Annotated in this window: 25 protein-coding genes and 3 tRNA genes; 9 read left to right on the forward strand and 19 right to left on the reverse strand. The window is 63.4% G+C overall.

Going from position 1 to position 21,813, the window contains the following annotated elements; translation table 11 throughout:
* Positions 1–113: 113 nt before the first annotated feature.
* The 3 genes from IV498_RS09200 to IV498_RS09210 form a co-directional block, all read right to left on the reverse strand.
* Positions 114–536: a DUF3151 domain-containing protein gene (locus IV498_RS09200; RefSeq protein WP_269046267.1), complete on the reverse strand. Its 423-nt coding sequence runs from the start codon at positions 534–536 to the stop codon at positions 114–116.
* 12 nt (positions 537–548) lie between these two features.
* Positions 549–1,568, reverse strand: coding sequence for a class II fructose-bisphosphate aldolase (gene fbaA / locus IV498_RS09205; RefSeq protein ID WP_269046268.1), 1,020 nt, complete (start codon positions 1,566–1,568; stop codon positions 549–551).
* 106 nt (positions 1,569–1,674) lie between these two features.
* The gene (locus IV498_RS09210) at positions 1,675–2,295 is read right to left on the reverse strand and encodes a TrmH family RNA methyltransferase (protein ID WP_269046316.1); all 621 of its coding nucleotides are present in this window, start codon (positions 2,293–2,295) and stop codon (positions 1,675–1,677) included.
* A 210-nt stretch (positions 2,296–2,505) separates the two neighbouring features.
* Here IV498_RS09210 and IV498_RS09215 point away from each other — a divergent pair, with 210 nt between their 5' ends.
* Positions 2,506–3,246: an HAD-IIA family hydrolase gene (locus tag IV498_RS09215; protein ID WP_269046317.1), complete on the forward strand. Its 741-nt coding sequence runs from the start codon at positions 2,506–2,508 to the stop codon at positions 3,244–3,246.
* A gap of 123 nt (positions 3,247–3,369) precedes the next feature.
* Here IV498_RS09215 and pyrE read toward each other — a convergent pair whose 3' ends face one another.
* A complete protein-coding gene (gene pyrE, locus IV498_RS09220; protein ID WP_269046269.1) occupies positions 3,370–3,948 on the reverse strand; it encodes an orotate phosphoribosyltransferase in 579 nt (192 codons plus the stop codon).
* Between the two features lie 80 nt (positions 3,949–4,028).
* Between pyrE and nadE the strand changes: the two genes are divergently transcribed.
* The 4 genes from nadE (at position 4,029) to IV498_RS18870 (ending at position 6,570) form a co-directional block, all read left to right on the forward strand.
* Positions 4,029–4,850: an ammonia-dependent NAD(+) synthetase gene (gene nadE / locus IV498_RS09225; RefSeq protein ID WP_269046270.1), complete on the forward strand. Its 822-nt coding sequence runs from the start codon at positions 4,029–4,031 to the stop codon at positions 4,848–4,850.
* Between the two features lie 70 nt (positions 4,851–4,920).
* Positions 4,921–5,724, forward strand: coding sequence for an exodeoxyribonuclease III (locus IV498_RS09230; protein ID WP_269046271.1), 804 nt, complete (start codon positions 4,921–4,923; stop codon positions 5,722–5,724).
* A gap of 3 nt (positions 5,725–5,727) precedes the next feature.
* A complete protein-coding gene (locus tag IV498_RS18865; RefSeq protein ID WP_330059364.1) occupies positions 5,728–6,096 on the forward strand; it encodes a hypothetical protein in 369 nt (122 codons plus the stop codon).
* 123 nt (positions 6,097–6,219) lie between these two features.
* On the forward strand, positions 6,220–6,570 hold the full coding sequence (locus tag IV498_RS18870; protein ID WP_330059366.1) for a hypothetical protein: 351 nt from the start codon (positions 6,220–6,222) through the stop codon (positions 6,568–6,570).
* A gap of 1 nt (position 6,571) precedes the next feature.
* On the opposite strand, the gene IV498_RS09240 is transcribed toward IV498_RS18870, so the two are convergent.
* From IV498_RS09240 to IV498_RS09300, 13 genes are all read right to left on the reverse strand, one after another.
* Complete coding sequence (locus IV498_RS09240) at positions 6,572–7,627, reverse strand: LacI family DNA-binding transcriptional regulator (protein ID WP_269046272.1); 1,056 nt, start codon at positions 7,625–7,627, stop codon at positions 6,572–6,574.
* An 89-nt stretch (positions 7,628–7,716) separates the two neighbouring features.
* On the reverse strand, positions 7,717–7,968 hold the full coding sequence (locus tag IV498_RS09245) for a hypothetical protein (RefSeq protein ID WP_269046273.1): 252 nt from the start codon (positions 7,966–7,968) through the stop codon (positions 7,717–7,719).
* A complete protein-coding gene (locus tag IV498_RS09250; protein WP_269046274.1) occupies positions 7,968–8,861 on the reverse strand; it encodes a carbohydrate ABC transporter permease in 894 nt (297 codons plus the stop codon). Before IV498_RS09250 ends, IV498_RS09245 begins: the two co-directional genes overlap by 1 nt.
* Positions 8,858–9,892, reverse strand: a complete 1,035-nt coding sequence (locus IV498_RS09255; RefSeq protein WP_269046275.1) for a carbohydrate ABC transporter permease — start codon at positions 9,890–9,892, stop codon at positions 8,858–8,860. Before IV498_RS09255 ends, IV498_RS09250 begins: the two co-directional genes overlap by 4 nt.
* A 150-nt stretch (positions 9,893–10,042) precedes the next feature.
* Positions 10,043–11,338: an ABC transporter substrate-binding protein gene (locus tag IV498_RS09260; protein WP_269046276.1), complete on the reverse strand. Its 1,296-nt coding sequence runs from the start codon at positions 11,336–11,338 to the stop codon at positions 10,043–10,045.
* Between the two features lie 192 nt (positions 11,339–11,530).
* Entirely contained in the window at positions 11,531–12,151 is a 621-nt protein-coding gene (locus tag IV498_RS09265) for a hypothetical protein (RefSeq protein ID WP_269046277.1), read from the reverse strand.
* Complete coding sequence (locus IV498_RS09270; protein ID WP_269046278.1) at positions 12,148–12,834, reverse strand: DUF6286 domain-containing protein; 687 nt, start codon at positions 12,832–12,834, stop codon at positions 12,148–12,150. The genes IV498_RS09265 and IV498_RS09270 overlap by 4 nt, the downstream gene beginning before the upstream one ends.
* 11 nt (positions 12,835–12,845) lie before the next feature.
* Entirely contained in the window at positions 12,846–13,199 is a 354-nt protein-coding gene (locus tag IV498_RS09275) for a hypothetical protein (RefSeq protein WP_269046318.1), read from the reverse strand.
* A 26-nt stretch (positions 13,200–13,225) separates the two neighbouring features.
* On the reverse strand, positions 13,226–13,417 hold the full coding sequence (locus tag IV498_RS09280; RefSeq protein ID WP_269046279.1) for a hypothetical protein: 192 nt from the start codon (positions 13,415–13,417) through the stop codon (positions 13,226–13,228).
* Complete coding sequence (locus IV498_RS09285) at positions 13,414–13,977, reverse strand: Asp23/Gls24 family envelope stress response protein (protein WP_269046280.1); 564 nt, start codon at positions 13,975–13,977, stop codon at positions 13,414–13,416. The genes IV498_RS09280 and IV498_RS09285 overlap by 4 nt, the downstream gene beginning before the upstream one ends.
* Positions 13,978–14,152: 175 nt before the next feature.
* Positions 14,153–14,228 (reverse strand) — tRNA-Phe (locus IV498_RS09290).
* Between the two features lie 60 nt (positions 14,229–14,288).
* Positions 14,289–14,362: transfer RNA gene (locus IV498_RS09295), tRNA-Asp, on the reverse strand.
* A gap of 90 nt (positions 14,363–14,452) precedes the next feature.
* Positions 14,453–14,525: transfer RNA gene (locus IV498_RS09300), tRNA-Glu, on the reverse strand.
* A 210-nt stretch (positions 14,526–14,735) separates the two neighbouring features.
* On the opposite strand from IV498_RS09300, the gene IV498_RS09305 reads away from it, so the two are divergent.
* Positions 14,736–15,095 (forward strand): metallopeptidase family protein, encoded by a 360-nt coding sequence (locus IV498_RS09305; RefSeq protein WP_269046281.1) that lies wholly within the window; start codon positions 14,736–14,738, stop codon positions 15,093–15,095.
* A 439-nt stretch (positions 15,096–15,534) separates the two neighbouring features.
* Positions 15,535–17,094, forward strand: a complete 1,560-nt coding sequence (locus IV498_RS09310) for a C40 family peptidase (RefSeq protein WP_269046282.1) — start codon at positions 15,535–15,537, stop codon at positions 17,092–17,094.
* Positions 17,095–17,207: 113 nt separating this feature from the next.
* Here the strand turns inward: IV498_RS09310 and IV498_RS09315 are convergent, their stop codons facing one another.
* Positions 17,208–18,230: a universal stress protein gene (locus tag IV498_RS09315; RefSeq protein WP_442951331.1), complete on the reverse strand. Its 1,023-nt coding sequence runs from the start codon at positions 18,228–18,230 to the stop codon at positions 17,208–17,210.
* Between the two features lie 408 nt (positions 18,231–18,638).
* Here IV498_RS09315 and IV498_RS09320 point away from each other — a divergent pair, with 408 nt between their 5' ends.
* On the forward strand, positions 18,639–19,250 hold the full coding sequence (locus tag IV498_RS09320; RefSeq protein WP_269046283.1) for an FAD-binding protein: 612 nt from the start codon (positions 18,639–18,641) through the stop codon (positions 19,248–19,250).
* A gap of 64 nt (positions 19,251–19,314) precedes the next feature.
* Here the strand turns inward: IV498_RS09320 and IV498_RS09325 are convergent, their stop codons facing one another.
* Positions 19,315–20,073, reverse strand: coding sequence for a copper resistance CopC family protein (locus IV498_RS09325; RefSeq protein WP_269046284.1), 759 nt, complete (start codon positions 20,071–20,073; stop codon positions 19,315–19,317).
* A 179-nt stretch (positions 20,074–20,252) separates the two neighbouring features.
* On the opposite strand from IV498_RS09325, the gene IV498_RS09330 reads away from it, so the two are divergent.
* Entirely contained in the window at positions 20,253–21,695 is a 1,443-nt protein-coding gene (locus IV498_RS09330) for an NCS2 family permease (RefSeq protein ID WP_269046285.1), read from the forward strand.
* The last annotated feature ends 118 nt before the right edge of the window (positions 21,696–21,813 follow it).

The following is a 21,813-nucleotide window of genomic DNA, read 5'->3' on the forward strand; positions in this document are numbered from 1 at the left end:
AGGGCCACCCGGATTCCGGGTGGCCCTGGTTTGTGCCCGGCGGTGGATTTCAGTTGCCGGCCCGGCGTCGGCTGCTCACCGGCAGCGATCGGCATCAACCACTCAACGGGCCTTCAGGAGGCTTCGATTGCCTCCGCTGCCGCCGGATCCGAATCACTGAGCAAGGTCCTGATCCGCTGCGCCTCATCCTGCTCGCCAATAGCGCCCGCCGCACGGCCCAGCGCGTACAGGGCGCGCAGGAAGCCGCGGTTGCCCTCATGTTCGAAAGGAACCGGACCGGTACCGCGCCAGCCATTGCGGCGCAGGTTATCCAGTCCGCGGTGGTACCCGGTCCGCGCGTAAGCGTACGACTCGATGGTGCGCCCCTCAGCGAAAGCTTCGTCGGCCAGAATGGCCCACAGGAGTGAAGATGTTGGGTGCCGGGCAGCCAAGTCAGCGGCCTCGTCCCCTGCCGCGAGCCGGTCTGTGATCTCCGGCTCTGGGGGCAGCAGGGTCGGCTCCGGCCCGAGCAGATTCCGGCGGAACTCCGCGGACATCCCGGGCGCCATCTACAGGGCCTTTCCAGCGGAGCCGAGCTCCTGGGCGGCCACCACCACGCGCGCTGCCAGCCCCTTTTCGGCCGCGGCGCCCCAGACCCGCGGATCATAGGTCTTCTTGTTGCCGACCTCGCCGTCCACCTTGAGAACGCCGTCGTAGTTCCTGAGCATATGATCCGCCACCGGACGCGTGTAAGCGTACTGAGTGTCCGTATCGATGTTCATCTTGATGACCCCGTAGGAGACGGCATCCCTAATTTCCTGCTGGCTGGAGCCGGAGCCGCCGTGGAAGACAAGGTCGAAGGGACTCTCCTTGCCCAGCCGGGCCCCGACCTGCTCCTGGATGTCCTTGAGGATCTCCGGGCGAAGCTTGACGCCACCTGGCTTGTACACGCCATGGACATTACCGAAGGTCAAGGCGGTAATGTAGCGGCCATTCTCGCCGGCGCCCAGCGCCTCGACGGTGGCCAGACCATCGGCGACAGTGGTGTACAGCTTGTCATTGATTGCGTTCTCCACCCCGTCTTCCTCGCCGCCGACGGCACCGATCTCGACCTCAAGGATGATGTGAGCCGCCGATGTGCGGGCCAACAGCTGGGCTCCAATGCGCAGGTTTTCATCCAGCGTCTCGGCCGAGCCGTCCCACATGTGGGAATTGAAGATCGGATCCTTGCCGGCCTTGACGGCGGCCTCGGACTCGGCCAGCAGCGGAAGGACGAAACTCTCCAGCTTGTCCTTCGGGCAATGGTCCGTATGCAGAGCCACATTGATCGGATAATTACGGGCCACTTCCCGGGCAAAAGCCGCGAACCCCAGCGAACCGGCCACCATGTCCTTCACCCCAGCGCCGGACCAGTAAGCGGCACCACCCGTGGACACCTGGATGATGCCATCGCTGCCCGCATCCGCGAACCCCTGCAGTGCGGCGTTCAGGGTCTGCGAGGAGGTGACGTTCACCGCAGGGTAGGCGAAGCCGCCGGCCTTGGCACGGTCGATCATGTCGGCATACTTGTCCGGGGTTGCGATAGGCATACTGGCTCCTTGGGGAATGGAATTGATGGCAGTCGTACGGTGGCGGTTATCTACATCCTAGCCATTGCCGCAGGGCAGGCGAAGATCCAGCCATTCCAAGGAGCCGCTAAACCCGCTGGCCAAAAACATGCCGGCGCAGCCAGGCATGCATGGCGATCGCCGCAGCAGCTGAGGCGTTGATGGACCGGGTGGAGCCGAACTGCGCGATGGACAGAGTGGCCTGTGCACTGCGATGGACCTGATCGGTCAGGCCGGGACCTTCCTGACCGAAAACCAGGACGCAATCCCGCGGCAGGTCATAGGTCTCCAGCGGAACGGAATCGGGAAAATTGTCGATGCCAATGACAGCCAGCCCTTCGGCCGAGGCCCAGTTGACAAACTCTTCGACCGTGGGGTGATGGCGGACATGCTGATACCGGTCCGTCACCATCGCTCCGCGACGGTTCCACCGCCGTCGACCGATGATGTGCACTTCCTTGGCCATAAAGGCATTCGCACACCGCACCACGGAGCCAATGTTAAGGTCGTGCTGCCAGTTTTCAATGGCCACATGGAAGTTGTGGCGCTTCGAATCCAGGTCCGCGACGATTGCCTCGTGGTTCCAGTACCGGTACCCGTCCACCACATTCCGTCGATCACCGTTGGCCAGCAGTTCCGGGTCCCATTGGCCGCCGGCGGGCAGATTTCCCTGCCAGGGTCCCACGCCGACGGCGGACTCGGGTGTCATCTCGGAGCCTGGCTCGGGCGGCCCGGAACGCCCGCCCGAACTGTTCGCGGAAGGGAAGGAGGTGGAATCGGGCTCACGGCTCATTTACCCCACCCTAGCCGCGGAATCTGAAAGACTGGAGCTGGAACGTTCCGCTTTCCCGACCGGAGGAACCCTGTGGCCTTGAATGAACCGCGCAGAGCCAAAGACATTGAATGCTGGCTGACCGATATGGACGGTGTGCTGATCCATGAAAACCAGGCCGTTCCCGGAGCCGCCGAGCTGATCCAGCGATGGGTGGATACGTCCAGGCGGTTCCTCGTGCTGACGAACAACTCCATCTACACTCCGCGTGACCTGTGCGCCCGGTTGAAGGCCTCCGGCCTGGACGTGCCGGAGGAGAATCTGTGGACCTCCGCCTTGGCCACCGCCCAGTTCCTCAAGGGCCAGCTCCCGCATGGCCGCGCTTTTGTCATCGGCGAAGCCGGCCTGACCACCGCTTTGCACGAGGCGGGTTTTATCCTGACCGATCAGGAGCCGGACTATGTGGTCCTGGGGGAAACCCGGACCTATTCGTTCGAGGCCATTACAAAGGCCATCCGCCTGATCGGTGCGGGCGCACGCTTCATCGCCACCAACCCGGACGCCACCGGCCCTTCCAGGGAAGGACCGCTGCCGGCAACGGGAGCCATCGCCGCGCTGATCACCAAGGCCACCAACCGCGAACCGTACGTCGTGGGTAAACCCAATCCGATGATGTTCCGGTCCGCGATGAATCAAATCGAGGCACATTCGGAAACGACGGCCATGATCGGGGATCGGATGGATACGGACATCATCGCCGGAATGGAAGCGGGGCTGCACACCGTGCTCGTGCTGACCGGCATCACCCACCGGGCGGATATCGAGGCGTACCCTTTCCGGCCCGATGAGGTGCTGGATTCGGTGGCGGACCTGATTCCGCACATCTGAACCAACCGCAGGGAGCATCTTCCGCCAGATGTCCCGACCAGCGGAGCCGCCCGGCGGGGAACCGCGGCGCAGCCTGTTCCGACCAGCGGAGCCGCCCGGCGGGGAACCGCGGCGCAGCCTGTGTTACTGATCCAAGCCCAGGTCGTTCTTACTGAAGGCAAAGAGGTACGGAACCTTGGCTTCAGCTTCAATCCGTTCCTTGGCGCCGGTGTCACGGTCCACGATGACGGCGACGGCGACCACCTCTGCGCCGGCTCTGGCCAACGCTTCCACCGCAGCCAGGGCGGAGCCACCCGTCGTCGAGGTGTCCTCCAGGGCGACAACCCGCCGGCCCCGCACCTCGGGGCCTTCCACTTGGCGGCCCATGCCATAGGACTTCTGCGCCTTGCGCACCACAAAGGCGTCAATCTTGCGGTCCGCGTCCGCTGCAGCATGCATAACGGCCGTCCCCACTGGATCGGCGCCCATCGTCAAACCACCAACGGACTGCACACCCTGGATTCCCGCCTCATCGAGCAGCGCCAGCATCACCACTCCCACCAGTTTGGACGCTTCGTGGTGCAGCGTGATGCGGCGCAGGTCGATGTAGTAGTCCGCCTCGGCGCCGCTGGAGAGGATAACCTTCCCACGGACGACGGCCAGCTCTTTGATCAGTTCCAGGAGCCGGGCTCGGGCAGCAGTAAGGTCGGGCGCTTCAATCATGCCCCAAGTCTAATAGGCCGGGCGTATTGGACTGCCCCTCGCGCTGCCTCCACCGGCGCCTGCACAGTAGGCTTACAGTCATGCGCGAACTCCAGTCCCGGATCATTGCCGAATTGGGCGTCAGGCCCGTCATCGACCCCGCCGCGGAGATCCGCACGCGCGTTGATTTTCTCAAAGATTACGCCCGGGCGACCGGCACCAACGGCTTCGTGCTGGGCATCAGCGGCGGCCTGGATTCCTCGTTGGCGGGACGCTTGGCGCAGTTGGCGGTGCAGGAACTCCAGGCCGAGGGCAAGGACGCGGATTTCATCGCCGTCCGGCTGCCCTACCGGATCCAGCAGGATGAGGAGGACGCGCAGGCCGCGTTGGCCTTCATCCAACCAAAAACCTCCTGGGTCTATGACGTCGCCCAGGCTGTGGATGGATTCCAGGACGCGTACGCCGCAGCCACGGGCGAACCCCTCTCCGACTTCAGCAAAGGAAACATCAAGGCGCGGGCGCGGATGATTGCCCAGTATGCCCTTGCCGGTCAACATAACCTGTTGGTGATCGGCACGGATCACGGCGCGGAGTCGGTCACCGGGTTTTTCACCAAATACGGCGACGGCGGAGCGGATGTGCTGCCGCTGTTCACGTTGAACAAGAGGCAAAACCGGGCTCTGCTGCGTCAGTTGGGTGCCCCGGAGAGGCTCTACAACAAGATTCCGACGGCGGACCTGCTCGACGATCGGCCAGGCCGCACCGACGAAGACGAGCTGGGGCTGACCTACGAGCAGATCGATGACTATCTGGAGGGCAAGGAGATCGGATCCGCCGCCGCGGATTCAATCGAACGGCGCTATCTGGCCACCCGGCACAAGCGCACCGTCCCAGTCAGTGTGCTCGATAACTGGTGGAAGTGAACCGGCTGCCGATTTCGCCGTTCTCCTGCCAAGGGAGCCGTCGGCGGCGGAAGTAGGTAAGTTGGAGTCCATGAAGATTGCCACCTGGAATGTCAACTCCCTCCGCGCCCGCGCCGATCGGCTGGAAAACTGGCTGCAGCGCTCGAATGTGGATGTGCTGGCCATCCAGGAAACCAAATGCAAGGACGAAAACTTTCCCTGGGAGCTCTTCGAAAAGAACGGCTACGAGGTGGCGCACCACGGCTTCAATCAGTGGAACGGCGTGGCCATCGCGTCCCGGGTGGGGCTCGACGACGTCGAACGCGGCTTTGCGGGTCAGCCTGCGTTCGGCAAGGCCGGCACGGAGCCGCAGCAGGAGGCCCGCGCCCTGGCCGCAACGTGTGGTGGAGTCCGGATCTGGAGCCTGTACGTTCCCAATGGGCGGACCCTCCTTGACCCGCACATGCCGTACAAACTCTCCTGGCTGGCTGCGCTCCGCAGCCAGGCCAGCGGGTGGCTCGCCGCGGACCCGGAGGCACAGATCGCGCTGCTGGGCGACTGGAACATCGCTCCACGCGATGAGGACGTCTGGGACATCGACTATTTCGTCCGCGAAAGCATGACGCATGTCAGCGCGCCGGAACGCGCAGCCTTCCAGGCCTTCGAGGACGCCGGGTTCTCCGACGTGGTGCGGCCGCTGCGGCCAGGACCGGGGGTCTACACCTATTGGGACTACACTCAGCTGCGTTTCCCCCGCAAAGAAGGCATGCGCATTGACTTTGTGCTGGCATCACCGGCGCTGGCGAGCCGGGTGACGGATGCCCTGATTGACCGTGAGGAACGAAAAGGCAAGGGCGCCTCGGATCACGCCCCGGTCCTGGTGGAACTGGGCTAGGACGTGCACAACGGTCTTTATCTGGGCGGCACCTCCCTCCCCTTTGTTTCCAGCCTGCGGGTCTTCTGCGCCCTGAAGCACTTCACTGCATTGGAACAGCGCTACATCGAAGAGCATCTGCTCGAGGACCAGAGCCGAACCGCAGTCGACGCGCAGGAGCTGGTGGATTCGTTGGGCCGCGTTACCCGGCCCAACGGCGATCCGCTGCCCACCGGGACCGCGGACCGGGTTCGGACCCTGCAGCTGATCAACGACGGGCCGGTGTTGTATTCCCCCAACCAGACGGTGATTCGGGCTTGGACGGCCGTCTCCGACATCCACCACGGAAGCACCAGCGAGCTGGCATCCATGCTGGTGCCGGAGCGCTTCTAGGCCCCGCACGAACAGCGCACCGAAGCCACCCCCGGCTACCGCAGCCACATCTTCACCAGAATCTCCACCTGGGGCATCCCGTTCAGCTGGTTCATCCTCGTTGCCGAGACGGACCGGACCGAAGTGGTGGAGTCCGCCGGCCGCGTTCTGACCGTACGGATCCAAGTACCGCTGGCGACCGCGCTGGAGCGGTCCAGCGCCACTTTGCGGATGCTGGAAGCCACTGCACCGGATATGGACATGTACGACGAGCTGGACGGGGTGCACAACTGGGCGCAGGATTTTCCGCCCGATTCGGTGCTGGAACTGGACTACGGGCCGCTGGCGGACCGTGTATATCCGGATGAATCACCCATGGACGTCCGGCTCGGCCTGGAATGCCTTGCCGAAGGTGACCTGACAGGCGCCGCAGCGGCCTATCGGCGTTTAGCCTCACGATGGATTCCCATCCGGCAACTGGCGCGCGCATCCTGAGTCAGAGCTGCAATGTCTGGCGGCCGAAGGAATCGCTGCTGGCGGGATTTCGCGGCGGCGCCGTCGAGCTCCGGAGCACCAGATGCTGCGCTGCCACCGTGTCCCGGATGGCTCCGGGCAGGCCGTCGAGTTCATCCATCAGCATCCGTGCCGCCACCATGCCGTGTTTTAGCGGGTCCTGCCGGATAGTCGTTAGACCGGCCGGCTGGGAGAATTCGTGATCGTCGATGCCGATCACCGACAGGTCCTGGGGTATCCGGATGCCACGGCGGTTTGCCTCGAAGATCAGTCCCAGGGCCATCTCATCCGAGGCGCAGAAAACTGCCGTAGGAAGCGGGCCGGGGGCATCAAAGAGTCGCTGAGCCGCCCTGACACCGTTGGCCACCGTGTAATCCCCCGTCAGATCCCACTCAGGGCGTGGCCGCAGCCCGGCGCGTGCAAGCGCCGCTTCGAACCCCTCGGTCCGCAGCCGGGGGACAGTGAAGTTTTGGTCGTCCTGGCGGCCGCCATGCAGATGGGCAATGTCACGGTGACCCAGCGCAATGAGGTGCTCGGTGGCCACGGAGGCTGCCAGGGCATCATCGATCCGGACGCTGGCGCAGCCCGCTACCGGACCGCCCATGGCGATCAGCGGGATTTCGATGCGGTGCAGATGGTCCAGCTCCTCCGCCGTCAGCGAGAGGCAGAGCACCACCAGGGCGTCAATCTGCTTGCGCACCATGTTGCGGTTGAACAGCCGGTCCCGGTCCTTGGCGAAGCCGCCGAGGCTGAACAACAGCAAATTGTAGGTGCTGGCCCGAAGCGCCTTGTCCACGCCCTCGATGGACCTGGCAAAATACCACCTGTCCACGAAGGGCGTCACGACTCCTATAGTCCGTGTCCTCCCCGTCGCCAGCGTGCTGGCGGACGGAGAGGCAACGTAACCAAGGGCATCTGCAACTGCGAGAATGCGTGCCCGGGTTGCCGGGTTGACGCGTGGCAGGCCCCGAATAGCCCGGGATACGGTGGCCGTGGAAACATTTGCCTCGGCGGCCACATCCCCAATACTCACGGGCATCGGTATTCCTCCCTTCCTACTGCAATTCCCCGGTACTGGTGCTTTCGCGGGGACCCCCGGCGGGTATTCAGCGGAGGCAGCGGCGGATGTCAGGTCCGCCGGCGGGCGGCGCGGGCAGGCAGTTTCCGGCGCAGCCGCACCATGCCCCAGAGCGCCAGCACCAAGGCCAGCAACCCCAAGGCCCAGCCCAACGCGGGCGCACCCGTGACCTCCATCCAGACAGTGATACCCAAAAGCAGCAGGCACCAGAAGCCGAGGAACCCGATGAGAAGATCGAAGTCTTCTCCCGACCTCTGCCGGCCCGCATTACGGGCGGCGGAGTCCGGAACCCGGTGTTTCATTACTTGACCGCTCCCGCCGTCAGGCCTGCCACGATCTTGCGCTGGAAGACCAGCACCATGATCACCAGTGGAATGGTGACAATGGTTCCGGCTGCCATGACCGTGGTGTAGGGCTCCTGATGCGGCTGGGCGCCCGCGAACGAGGCGATAGCCACAGTGACTGTCTGCGTGGCGTCGTTAGAGAGCTGACTGGCAATCAGGTATTCATTCCACGCCGAGATGAACGCCAGGATGGCCGTGGTGAAGACCGCGGGAGCGGCCAGTGGCATGATGACCTTGCGGAAGGCCTGCCCCTGAGTACAGCCGTCAATGCGGGCTGCCTCCTCCAGCTCCCAGGGCATCTCACGGAAGAACGACGTTAAGGTGTACACCGTCAGCGGCAGGACGAAGGAGATATCGGGAATGATCAGCGCCTGGTAGGTGCCGATCCAGGAGAGGTCGGTAAAGAGCTGGAACAGAGGGGTCACCAGGGCGACACCGGGGAACATGGACGCACCGAGGATGAAGCCCAGGACCAGGAATTTACCCCGAAAGTTCAGCCGGGCTAGGGCATATGCGGCAAAAACCCCGACAACGAGGGCAATCACCGTGCTGACGATTCCAATGATGAGGCTGTTGAGCAGCGCCCGGCCGAAATGGTTGCCCAAGTCTGTGGAAAATGCAGTAACAAAGTTGTCCATGGTGACATGGGTGAAAAAGGGTGTGGCATCGAAGGTATACCCGACGTCACGGAAGGCGGTGACCATCATCCAGTACGCGGGCAGCAGGCACCAGAGCACGATGATGGCGGCGCTGATATAGGTCCGGGACGAGGCCCAGCGCTGACGGTTTCGAGCCTTTGTTTTAGGCGCGGAATCCGTCGCTGACAGGCGGGTGGCTGTGGCTGCGGTCATTTCTCTTTCTCCTTTCCACCGGGGTTTGTGGATTCGACGGCATTAGCGCCCAGGAACCGCACGAAGATGAAGGCCACCAAAAAGATGACGATGAATGTGATGGTCGATAGTGCCGCGGCGCTGTTGAAGCCCTGCCTGATTTGGTCCACCACCAGGATCGAGAGCGTCGTGGTGTTGTTCGAGCCTCCGGTCATGATGGCTGGAAGGTCGTACATGCGCAAAGCGTCGAGGGTGCGGAACAGGATGGCCACCATCAGGGCCGGCTTGACCAGGGGCAGGGTGATTTGTGTAAAGCGCTGCCACGCCGAGGCACCATCCACCCGGGCCGCCTCGTACACCTGTTCCGGGATGATTTGCAGGCCTGCCAGGATCAGTAAGGCCATGAACGGGGTGGTTTTCCACACATCGGCGATGATGATGGCCCAGCGCGCCGGCCATTCGCTGCCGGTCCACAGGATGCTGGTGCCGAAGAGTTGGTTGGCAATGCCCTGGAAAGCGAAAATGAAGAACCACAGTTTGGCTGTAACCGCCGTTGGAATGGCCCACGGCACCAGGACGGAGGCCCGCAGCAGGCTGCGTCCGCGGAAGGCCCTCGCCATGATGATGGCCATCCAAAACCCGATAATGGTTTCAAGTACGACTGTTACAGCGGTGAAGAAGAAAGTCGTTCCGAAGGCAGTCCAGAATTGAGAGCCCAGCGTTCCCGGCGGACAGCTGATCGATGCTCCCGCCACTGAACACTGCTGCAGGATCCAGTGCGAATAGTTCGATACTCCGGCGAAACCGCCTGCCACAAACAAGCCTGTGGCGGGGTCCAAGCCGGAGTCCTTCTGAAAGGACATAATGATCGCGTTGATCACGGGATACAAAATAACGATGGCCAGCAGCAGGAGGCTGGGAGCGACAAGGAGCGTCGCCACCCGACCCTGGGTTGTCGCTTTTCGGTCCTGCCCGACCTCTTTGTTGGCGTCCTTGTTGCCTTTCGGGTTACCTGACTTGACCGCCTGGCGCGGCTGCGCTTCGGTAGACATGCCCCTCCTTTCCGCGTGGGCCTCATTGCCCGCTGTCTTGATTAACCCCGTGGGGACCATACCGGCGGCGATTCAAGAACCGCGGTGCGGACCGAGGGTCGAACGGCGGCGGGCGGACTGACCCACCCGCCGCCGTTGCACTACTGGCTGCTACTGACTCCCAGCGGCCTGTATGGCACTTTGCATGTCGGACAGCGCCTGGTCAACGGGCTTTTGACCCTGCATTGCTGCGTAGGCGTTATCCTGGATGGCCTTCGTCACCGCCGGGTAGAACGGGGTGACCGGCCGGGGTACAGCATTCTGCAGCGCCGTCTTCAGCACCGGCAGGTATGGCAGCTGCTTGACCAGTGCCGCATCGTCGTACAAAGCCGTCAACACCGGCGCAAGCGAACCCTGCGTGGCGTAGAACTTCTCCGTTTCCTCGCTGGTCATAAACGTCAGGAAGTCCTTGGCTGTTGCCTTGTTCTTGGAGTAGACGCTGACGGCCAGATTGTGGCCGCCCAGCGAGGAGGCACCTGGCTTGTCCGCGGTCATCCCCGGCAAGGGTGCAATACCGAACGTTGACTTGACCTTGGATGAGCCATCGGTCTTGGCCAGGTTGTACACGTAGGGCCAGTTGCGCAGGAACAACAGCTTGCCGGCTTCGAAAGCCTGGCGCCCCTGCTCTTCCTGGAAGGTGATGGCCTCCTTGGGAATATTTCCATCCTTATAGGCCTTCACCAGATTATTCAGGCCGGCTTTGGCCTGGTCCGTGTTGACGGTGGGTTTCCCATCCGGGCCCACAATGGTACCGCCGGCGGTATTAATCGCCTCGGCCGCGTTTACCGTCAGGCCCTCGTATTTGGCGAACTGGCCCGCATAACAGCCCATGTTCTTGGCCTTCGCGATGGAGCACATGCTCATCATTTCGTCCCAGGTCTTGGGAGGCGTAGGCACCAGGTCCTTGCGGTAGTACAGAATTCCGCCATCGGACGTCTGCGGGGCGGCATAGAGCGTGCCGTTGTATGTGGCGGTCTTCACCGTGGCCGGCAGCATCTTCGACGTGTCGATGGACATCTTGTCTTTGAGTGGCTGCAGCCAGCTCTTGGCAGCAAATTCTGCGGTCCAGACGACGTCCACATCGACGACGTCATAATTGACGTTCTTTGCCTGGAAATTCTTCACCAGGTCATCGTGCTGCTGATCCGCCTGGTCCGATTGTTCCTTAAAGGTGACCTTCTGGTCCGGATGAGCCGCATTCCACTTATCCACCAGCGGCCTGACAACGTTGCTGTTGTCCTTCCCCTGAACGTAAGTGATGGGGCCCCTGCCATCCAGGTTGTTTCCAGCGTCCCCGCCGGCCGCTGCGCCCGAGGAGCCCCCGGACCCTCCGCCACCGCAAGCCGCCAGTGACAGCGCCAGCACCCCGAGGACTGCTATTGGGGTAAGTCTTTTTGTTTTTCTCATACCTGCGCTCTTCCTTCCAACCAAACCGAGCCGAACCGTGCGCGGCGAAAATTCCGCTCCAACCACACGGCGGGTGATGAGCATCACTCTAGTTAGTGGGCCGCGCTCTGTGCAAGCGCTTACACAAAGAGTAATAGGTCTGTAACCCAGCAGCGAGGGAACCGGGCCGTGCTGGCCGCTGCAGAGCCGCGGCTACCGGACCCGTTCGGCCCTGGTGAACCGCGTTCGCGCGCCGGCGCCGATGCAGAGCAGGACCGGTAGCCGGCGTCCAAGGACGGCATCCAGTGCGCTCACCAAGGCCGAAACATCGGCCGCAACCTGCTGCGGAGCCGCGCCTTGGCGGGGGAGGACGCGAATCTTGAGTCCGGTCCGGCCACGGACCTCGTATGCAGTAACCGTGGCCGAAACCAAGTCGGTCCGATCGGCAAGAGCGGATTTGAGTGCCTGTTCGGCCACGGCGCTGCTGATGGTCACCCGGCCCGAGCCGGGAGCTTGGGCGGAATCCCCATAGCCGCGGGCCAGAACTCCGACCCGGCCCTTGCCCTGATTTGCCATCAAGGCAACGAGAGCGACTACCAGCACAATCAATCCCAGCGAAACGACAATCCAGACCCAACTGCTGGTCTGGCCGGGCAGCGTGGTCCGGCTCGTCAGGCTCCGGAGTTGCTTGGTGGCCGTTCCCGCCCAAGCGTGCCACCAGCGATCGACGGCGGGCAGTCCCGCCAGGGCAGCGAGCGAAAGACCGGCGGCCAGGAAGAACAGACCCACCAGCGCCAGCAGCACACGATTGAGCACCCGCGGTGTACCGTTCATACCCCAATCACCCCGGTGCGGCCCACGTTGACGTGCACAGCAGGCCGTGGTGTCAGCGCCATCTGGCGGATTTCCTGCTCGACGGCCGCCAGGACGGCAGCCTCGGGAACGGCAACTCCGGAGGTGGGACGGATGTTGACCACCGCTTCCCGGCGGGAAACGATCACCATGACCTGTTCAGGGGTTACCCCGGCGGCCAGCCGAGCCGTTCTCGCGAGCGCCGCGGCTATGACCTCATCGTCGACCACGACGGCCAGCCGGGGATCCGACAGCACGTGCTTGGCTCGTTTACCGGGCAGCACCGAGGTCACGAAGAACATCAGGCCCAGCAATGCGAGGACAACACCAATCACTCCCAGCAGAGGCCGCGATACGCCATCGGGCAGATTGGACGCACGCTGCACAGCGGTAAGCGGGTCTACAAGCCAGGCAGGCTGCCCAATGGCGCGCAGGGTCGACTCCAACAGCGCATAGATTGCCAGCAGCGTCACGAGAAGGGCCGCCACACCCGCAAGGATTGCCCGTGAGGAAAGCGTCTCGCGCCTGACCATGCGCTGCATCCAGTCCTGCCCGGGATTCCCAGGATCTGCCGACGCGGCATTCCCGGGGTCCACAACCGCCTCGGCATTCGCGAAACTGTCAGTCGCCTCGGGACCGCCGCCGTCCGGCCGCATTCCTGGCATGGAGGAACCCGTCATTGGACGCGGCCCGCCACGGAATGCCTGGTTCCGGTCATGCGGATGTCCACCCGTCCCAAAGTGGAACCGCTGAGTTCGCTGACCCGGGCAAGAATTGCTGCCCGCCCTGCCACGGCGCGGTCCCAGATCGGACCACCGCTGGCGGCCACGCGCTGCGGATCACGGACGACGGCGGTCAGCGGCGGAACGCCGATCGGCAGGGCCAGCGACAGCGCCAGCAGGCCGCCGTCGTCGCTCCAGCTGACCCGCACATCCGCAGGACCGACGTCGAAATACTCCGCCGCCGACGCCTGCGCGATGGAGGTCAGCGCCTGCGACGTGATGCGGTTGTGCCCCACCAGCCGGTCCATGCCTGCTTCCTGACGGGCCAGGTCCGTCACGATGACGAACGCCGTCCGCTGATCGCATCAACGACGCCGCGGAGATCCAGCTTCCCTTCCGCGGCACGGCCCAGCAGCGCGCCGACGGCCATTAAAACGGCAGCGACGAAAAAACCCCAAAACCCAAAGGCGAAGGCCATGAATGCCAGAAAGGCACCCGCTCCTATCCCGACTACGGTCAGATTCATGGCTGTTCCTTACTGTCGAGGGGCTGTGTTCCGGTCATGGCGTGCTGTGCCTGAACGCGACCGGGCGGAACCGAAACGCTTGGCCCGGTGCCGAGACGGGACCGGGTCCTGGGCTTGTCGTGCTCATAACCGGAGATATAAACGTTGCTGATTTCAACGTTGACCTCGATGACCCGCAGGCCCACCAGATTTTCCACCGCGGCGTAAACAGCCGCCCGGACTTGGTCGGCGAGAAGCTGCAGCGGCCGACCAAATTCTGCCACCAGGGTGATGTCCACTGCCGCTTCGGTCTCTCCAGCCTCCGCCCGGACACCCTGAGTCAGATCCCCGGCGCCGGCCGCCTCCCGAATGCTACCCAAGGTGTGGACCGAACCTGCACCCAAGGCGTGGACACCTTCAACGGACCGGGCTGCCACTGCCGCCACCTTGGCCACCGCGGCGTCGGTGATGATTGTGCGCCCTGTCCCGGCGGCCGAGTGCGGCGAGCGCCGATGACCCGGCCGGAACGGCGGCTGCTGGTCCGGCCGGAACGGGGAATGACTGCCCGTCTGACCGTCCATGAAGCCTACCTTCTCTCTCGTTCTCTTACCGTAACCCTATGCAGGGACACTGCGGCGGGCAATGCGCCATGGTCGGGAGCGTTGCATCCAGCGCATGGCTGAGTTCCGCTGGCTCTGCCCGTGGACGAAAAAAGACCCGCCGCCCCCCAGCCAAGGGGAACAACGGGTCTTTCAGTGGTGGCTCCGACCGGCGTCGATCCGGTGACCTTTCGATTTTCAGTCGAACGCTCTACCAACTGAGCTACAGAGCCATGATGACAACTATCCTGCATGTGCCACCTGGTTCCTTGGACTTCTCCAAAAAACCACGGCGACCCTGACGGGACTCGAACCCGCGACCTCCGCCGTGACAGGGCGGCGCGCTAACCAACTGCGCTACAGGGCCTTGCATTTCACTCCAGCCAAAGCACACTGGATGCGTGAAACAAGAGTTACAGCTTAGCAGTCTTTTCGGACTGCTTTCGTTCCTCTTGAGTACCCCCAACGGGATTCGAACCCGTGCCGCCGCCGTGAAAGGGCGGTGTCCTAGGCCGCTAGACGATGGGGGCATCGGACACATTCGAATCTTCAGCAGTTCCCTGCATTGTTCCCGAAGTGGACCTAAGAAACTATATGGCCTGAGTCTGGAATACACAAAACGGCCGCAGGCCGGTTCGAGGTCGGCAGCACGCTCCAGGGGGCGGCAGCCCGGATGGCAGTAATCTGGGTTGGTGGCTTCCAATCCGCTTTCGTCGCTGCCATCTTTCGGCAGATTTGAGATGAGCCGCGCGGAATTCGAGGATGCCGTTGACGACGCTGTTGCGGACATTCCCGCCGAACTCGTCAAGGCGATCAGCAACGTGGGCATCGTGGTTGAGGAACGCTATGTGCCGGAGCCCGGCGAAGATTCCGATACCGTTCTACTCGGTCTATACCAGGGCACGCCGCTGACCGAACGCGGCAGTTGGTGGGACGCCGGTTCGCTGCCCGACCGCATCACCATCTACCGCCAGCCTATTTTGGAGATGTGCCTCTCGAGGGAGGAGGTGACACGGGAAATCCGCGTCACGGTTGTGCACGAAATTGCCCACCACTTTGGGATTGATGATGACCGGCTCCATCAGCTGGGCTGGGGTTAAGCCGCCGTCGTGGGCTGGGGTAAGCCTCTCGCAGGCTTCGATCGGTTCACGTTCCACGGGTAGCACGCGGCGTCGATAGGTCGGGCGTTACGGAACACGCCGTGGAGACATCCAGCAGGGCACCCTACAAATAATCTATGTTATTGATGTGATTAGTGTTGCCAAAGTGACACTGGTCCAAGTAGCCTCAGGACTGCTGTTGTGAACGCAGACAGGCTTATGCCGCGGTGCCCGTATCCAGGAAGGATCCGGCCGACCGCCAAACCAGCTTCCTTGATCACCCGATCACTCATGGTCGAACCTCTGCCCATGAGCGCGTTCATGCGCCGGACCCTAGTGAGGTTATGGAATGAATTTGGCGTCGCGATGCCCCTCGAGCCCCGGACAACCGGCGCTCGCGCAAGCCTGGGCCGGTAAATTCCGAAACCCCGCCCGCGTAATGGCAATCGCAGCCACCAGCGCCCTGCTATTGGGCGCATTCGTTCCGGCTGCCGCGGCATCGGTGCCGACCACGTCCCAGCCCACGCGGACCTCCGCCCCTTTTGCCGGTATCTTTCCGGCCAGCCCCGCGCTTCCCAGCCCGGAGGACATCGCCGCAGCGCAGAAAAACGAGGCTTCCACCTCAGCCGAGGTGGCCAAAATCGAAGTATTGCTTGAGGGTGCCAACGAGAATCTGCAGGCCACGACCACAGCGTCAATGAGTGCCAACGATGCGTACACCGGTGCACTGGTCGCCGCCCAGGATCGCAGGTCCACCGCGGAAACGGCGGAATCCAAGGCCCAAGCCGCCGCTGCGGTGTACCTTAAGGCCAAAACCCAGGTCGGACAGCTTGCCGGCGATTTGTACCGGAACGGCGGAATGACCCCCACCGTGCAGTCGATGCTCAGCGGCGCATCCTCCACGGATGCGCTGTACCAAGCTTCGACGCTGATGGCCATTGGCGAAAACCGGACGAGGACCTTCCAAAGCGCCAAATCGGCCGCCGCCACGGCACAGGCACTGCGTGCCCAAGCTGATCACGCACGAACAGCGGCCGACGACGCCGCCAAGGCCGCCGAGGAATCGAAGGTTCGGGCGGAGAACGCGAACGACGCGCAGAACGCAATGGTAGCGAACAACGCCAAGCAACACACGGTATTGGTCGGACAGCTGGCCACGCTGCACCACACCACCGTCGCGCTGGAGAGCGTGCGTGTCACGGTACTGCAGAAACAAAAGGATGACGCCCGGCTGGCCTCGATCATTGCGGCGTCGGCGGAGCAGTCTGTGCAAACTGCTGCGTCCCCGGCCGAGACCGGCAGCGCGTCGGGAAGCAACGCGCCGAGCAATCCAGCCAGCAGCGGCGACAATGCGGAGGCAACCGCAATGTCCGCGCTAACTCAGCCGTCACCTATTCCGGCACCGACGCCAGCCAAACCGAAACCAATCCCTGCACCGGTGCAGCGGAAGCCGTCCCCGGCACCAGCTCCCGCACCTGCCCCAGTACCGGCTCCGGCACCTGCCCCAGTACCGGCTCCAGCCCCCGCTCCCGCCCCGGCGCCTGCACCAGCTCCTGCTCCCGCCCCAGCTCCTGCTCCCGCCCCGGCGCCTGCACCCGCACCCGCACCAACACCGCCGTCGACTGGCTCTGGCATTAGTGGCATGGTGAAATACGCTCTTTCCAGGGTGGGGGGACCGTACGTTTGGGGCGGCAATGGACCGGTGGGCTTCGACTGCTCCGGTTTGGTCCAGCAGGCCTTTGCCTCGGTGGGCATCAGCGTCGCCCGCCAGGGATCTGACCAATTCCTGCAGGCGCCGGTGCGGGTGCCGCTGTCGCAGATGCGTTACGGCGACCTGCTGGTGTTCGATCAGCAGCCGAATGGACGCTTCAACCACATCGCCATTTACATCGGCAACAACAAGGTCGTGCAGGCGCTGAGCCCGGCGCAGGGCATCCAGGTTACTGATCTGTCCTGGATGGCCGGCATGTCGCTCTACCCCATGGCAGCCCGGTACTGAACCGACGCCGCCACGCTGCTCCGACCCCTGCTGAACCGATCCCCGAGCCGCTGACCCGATCCCGCGGAATCGCACCGCGCCGCCGTCAGGCTGCATTTACTCCGCTGGACGCCCTAGACGCCCAACATCGGGCCGAAGGACGCCCGGTCTGCCAGCCGCGGATCGGGCCTATCCTGGACCACCATGACCGGGCCCTTGGCATGATGCAGCACCCCGTCCGTCGTCGAACCCAGCAGCATGCCGGCGAACCCGCCGCGGCCGCGGGTCCCCAACACCAGCAGCTCTGATGACTTCGTCGCGTCGATGAGCACCTCCACCGGCGATCCTTCGACCAGGTGCGCCTCGATGCTCAGTGACGGAAAGTGGCTGGACAGCCAAGCGCGACCGGCCTGCAGCTGCACCCGAATTTCATGGAACAACGCGTCCCGGTCCAACGGAGCGGGTACCCAGGCCATGGACCCACTGTAGGGCGGAACCGCACAGATAACCTTCAGGGACCGGCCAGCCAGCACGGCCTGCTCGGCCGCCTTAAGTACGGCCAGTCGCGCCTGATCGGATCCGTCCACGCCAACCGTGATCTGGTTGAGCACCTCGGCAGTGGAGGGCCTGTCCTGACGGCCGGGAGCATGGGCGGTTTCGCCCAAACGGTCTGCGCAGCTCAACGGTACGGTGACGGTCGGACATTTGGCGTGCGCCGGCAGGGCACTGCTGACCGAACCCAGCAGCCGGCCTACGAAGCCTCCCTTGCCGCGTGAGCCAAAGACCAGCAGCTCGGCCGTTTCGGACATGTCCAGCAGCACGCCAGCAGCATCGCCATTGAGCACCCGCGCGTCCAGTTCGACGTCGAAGTCTGCGACCTTCGCCGCTGCCTGCTGGAGGACCGCCTCCGCGCCTTCCCGAATGACGTCGTCGTCCACCGTGGCGTATCCGCCGTCCAGCCCGGAGGCGGCAAAGATGGGAACACTGTAGGCCGTTATCAGATGAAGCGGGCGACGACGCCGCAAGGCCTCGCGGGCCGCCCAGATCAGTGCGCAGTTTCCCTGATCGGAACCGTCCACGCCAACCGCGATTCCAGTCGGTGCCGGCAGCAGCTCCGGTTGATCCCCGGCGCCCATCCTGGCCCTTGATTCGGACATGGCGTGCCTCCTCTGTGCGCCCCGCTGCCCCGTTGCAGCGGTTCGGGCCGGAAACAACTGGCCCTACTGGTGACTATTCCCCGTTCATTATGCTCCGTCAAGTTTCACCCGGAGACAGCTCCACTGCGGCCCTGTTTCCGCTAAAACGGTCCCAACCCCGCGGATCGGGACGCAGCCTCCGGCTATGGTGACGGCAGACTCCGTGAATGTTTATGCACAGAGTGAGGGTACTTCTATCCAGCGTGGGAAAAGTTATGTATTCTTCGAGCAACCGCTGAACCGATAGGAGTCTGTCAGAACGCCAGTCGGTGATGCTCCGAGAACCCTTGGCCGTTGGCTTGCCTCTGCTCTGCTGAGCCATGTCGGGCGGAAACAACCGTGCCACTACCGATCCAGGAGGATCGATCCATGACGAGTGTGCCGTTAGCGCCGCAGCTGGCAGAGTCCACCACCACAGTGGTCATTGGATCGGGTTTTTCCGGTTTAGCCGTCGCCAGTGAACTGAGCCGGCAAGGCGTAGCGTCCATCGTGGTGGATGGGCTCGAACTTATGGGCGCAGCCCTGCCGCTGCGCCGCGTGGGGTTAGCCGAGCCGGGAGCGCTGAGCGAGCGCGGCGAGATTCTGCGGCTGCTGTGGCACTATGCGGAAACTCATCATGTTGATGTCCGCCGATCCACGCACGCCCTGGAGTTGCGGATGGCAGCGCCCCATCTGCCGGGAGCCCTGCCGCTGCCCAAGAAGTGGATCATCCGAACTGCCGAGGGCCTCCTGCTAGCTGACAATGTCGTTTTCACCCGGTGCGGCCAGAATCAGCTCCGCAGAATCCTGGCGTCGCTGGGCATCAAGATTGGGCGGGACGTTCCGAACGCCATGCGCGCCCTTGGACTGTACCTGGTGGGTGTGGGCGATCTGATCAGTCCTACCACCCGGGAAATACTGCATCAGGCCAAGGCTGTCAGCAACGCCATTTCCGCCACGATTTCCGCAGCCGACATCCCGGAACTGACCGTGTTGGCCTGAAACCGCCCTCGGTCACGCGTCCCCTCGGGCATTTTCCGGAACCTCCCCTGAAACCGCCCAGTGGTCAGCTGTCCTCCCGGCCATCATCAGTACCGTCCTCCGCCGCTTCCTCCCGGCTGTCTTCCCGTCCAAGCCGCCGCTTGGCAATGAAACCCAGGCCCGCCACAACGAGCACCAGCACAACAATGATCACGGCGATACCCCAAGGGAAACTGCCCGCCGACTGCGCAGCTGCGGGCGTGCCGGGCTGCAGCGGAGTCTGGGTTCCGGCCGCTGAACCACCGCTGGAACCACCCGTGGTGGTAAAGCTGAACGTCCCATCAACCGGGTGGCTGTCAGAAGAAACCAGGCGCCACAGCACTGTATATTTGCCGGCCGGAGCTCCGGCCATCACTTGCTGCGTCGCCACGTGGTCAACAACCTGCACCGGCCCCTCGGCCCAGTTGCGGCCATTGGCGTCATTGATTTGGATGGCCGAGCCGAGCGCACCAGGAGTGTTATTAAGCGTGATGCTGACCTTATCCGGCATATCCGCCACCGTTGATCCGTCGGCCGGGCTGGTGGATTCCGCCACATCATGGGCTGAGGCAGCCGGGGCAGCACCGAACAATGCGAGCAGTAGAACCGCCGCGGTGAGCACCACAGTGCTCAGCCGGCGCAGCGCGCGTTCCGAGGAAGGCAGGCCGCCAGATGTGCACGCAGCGCGCGGACGCCAGGAACCGGAAAAATCGACATCACGCCACGTGCGCCCGGTACTGTGCGAAGCGCAGCCGGTCGGTGAGACGCATTCTGTTCCGGTTACTGTCTGTTGCGCTGCTGTCATGTTCGGCTTCCGCTCTTAGTGGATGGAGACCTCTGCCGGAGGGATACAGGGCTGTACCTCACGTTACGCCAAAGTGCCATCGGCCGACCGCGCTCCGGCCGGCCTGGGACGCCGGCCGACCGCACTATTATTCTAAATAGTCATATCTTTTCTTCGCCTCTAGTGCTGGAGGGCATTCCATGGCGTCTCAGGGCTCCGTTCTTGACCGTTATTTCCATATCACCGCCCGGGGATCCAATTTTTCCCGCGAGATCAGGGGAGGCTTCGCCACCTTCTTCGCGATGAGCTACATCGTTGTGCTGAACCCGCTGATCCTTTCGGGGGCTGACTCCTCCGGTGGTGTGCTGGGACTGGAACGCGTTGCCGCCGCAACGGCACTTGTGGCAGGCATCCTGACCATACTGATGGGGGCCTGGGCCAAGCATCCCTTCGCCCTGGCGACCGGCCTTGGCGTCAATGCCTTTGTCGCAGTTACGGTCGCCACCCATCCAGGCCTTACTTGGCCGGACATGATGGGCTTGGTGATGATTTCCGGAATTACGATGTTCATCCTCGTGCTGACCGGTTTTCGAACCGCCGTTTTCAAGGCCGTTCCCGATGGACTGAAAACCGCCATTGTGGTGGGCATTGGGCTCTTTATTGCCCTGATCGGCCTCGTGAATGCCGGCTTCGTCCGTCGCATCCCGGATGCCTCCGGAACCACAGTGCCGGTGGGGCTTGGCTTCGACGGCAAACTGCTGGGCTGGCCCACACTGGTTTTCGTCGTCGGCCTGGTCCTCACCATTGCGCTGGTGGTCCGCAAGGTCAAAGGCGCCATTTTGATAGGCATCATCGCTGCCACCATCCTGGCCAACATCCTCGAACTCACCCTTCACATCGGACCAAGCTTTGATGGCAAGGTCTCCAACCCGGCAGGCTGGTCGCTGGTGGCCCCGGAACTTTCCAAGTGGTCCCTTCCCGACCTGAGCCTGATCGGCAAGTTCAATCTCTTCGGCTCGTTTGCCCACCTGGGCGCGCTGGCCGCGGTGCTGCTGGCGTTTGTGATCCTGCTCAGCATCTTCTTTGACGCCATGGGCACCATGGTGGGGCTCGCCGGCGAGGCTGGCACGCTGCAAAAGGACGGCACCATCCCCAACGTCGACCGGGTGCTGCTCGTTGACGCCGCCGGTGCCATCATCGGCGGCGGAGCTTCCGTGTCCTCCAACCAGATCTACGTTGAATCCGGCGCCGGCATCGGAGAAGGCGCCCGCACCGGCTTGGCATCGGTGGTGACGGGGCTGTTGTTCCTGGTGGCCATGTTCGTCACCCCGCTGATTAAACTGGTCCCCTTCGAAGCGGTGGCACCGGCCCTCGTCGTCGTCGGCTTCCTGATGGTTTCCCAGGTCGGCAAGATCGATTGGGCCGACTGGGGCATCGCCCTTCCCGCGTTCCTGACCTTTACCCTGATGCCGTTTACTTACTCGATCGCCAACGGGCTGGGGGCCGGGTTCATCGCCTATGTCCTGATCCGCAGTTTTCAAGGCCGCGCCCGCGAAATACATCCACTGATGTGGGCGGTAGCGGCCGCGTTCCTGCTCTTCTTCGGCATTGGCCCCATTGAGCAGATCTTCGGAATCAGCTAGCTTTCCGGCGCCGAAAACTTCGCATCCGAGACACCTTGCGAAACCCCACCTAGCTAGGCGGCGATACTCCGAGGGGTCCGGCGCGGTGTCCCGCCGGCCGAGCGGGGCCCGTTCTGCT

The organism is Paenarthrobacter sp. Z7-10 (genome assembly GCF_026932795.1).
Lineage (GTDB): Bacteria > Actinomycetota > Actinomycetes > Actinomycetales > Micrococcaceae > Arthrobacter_M.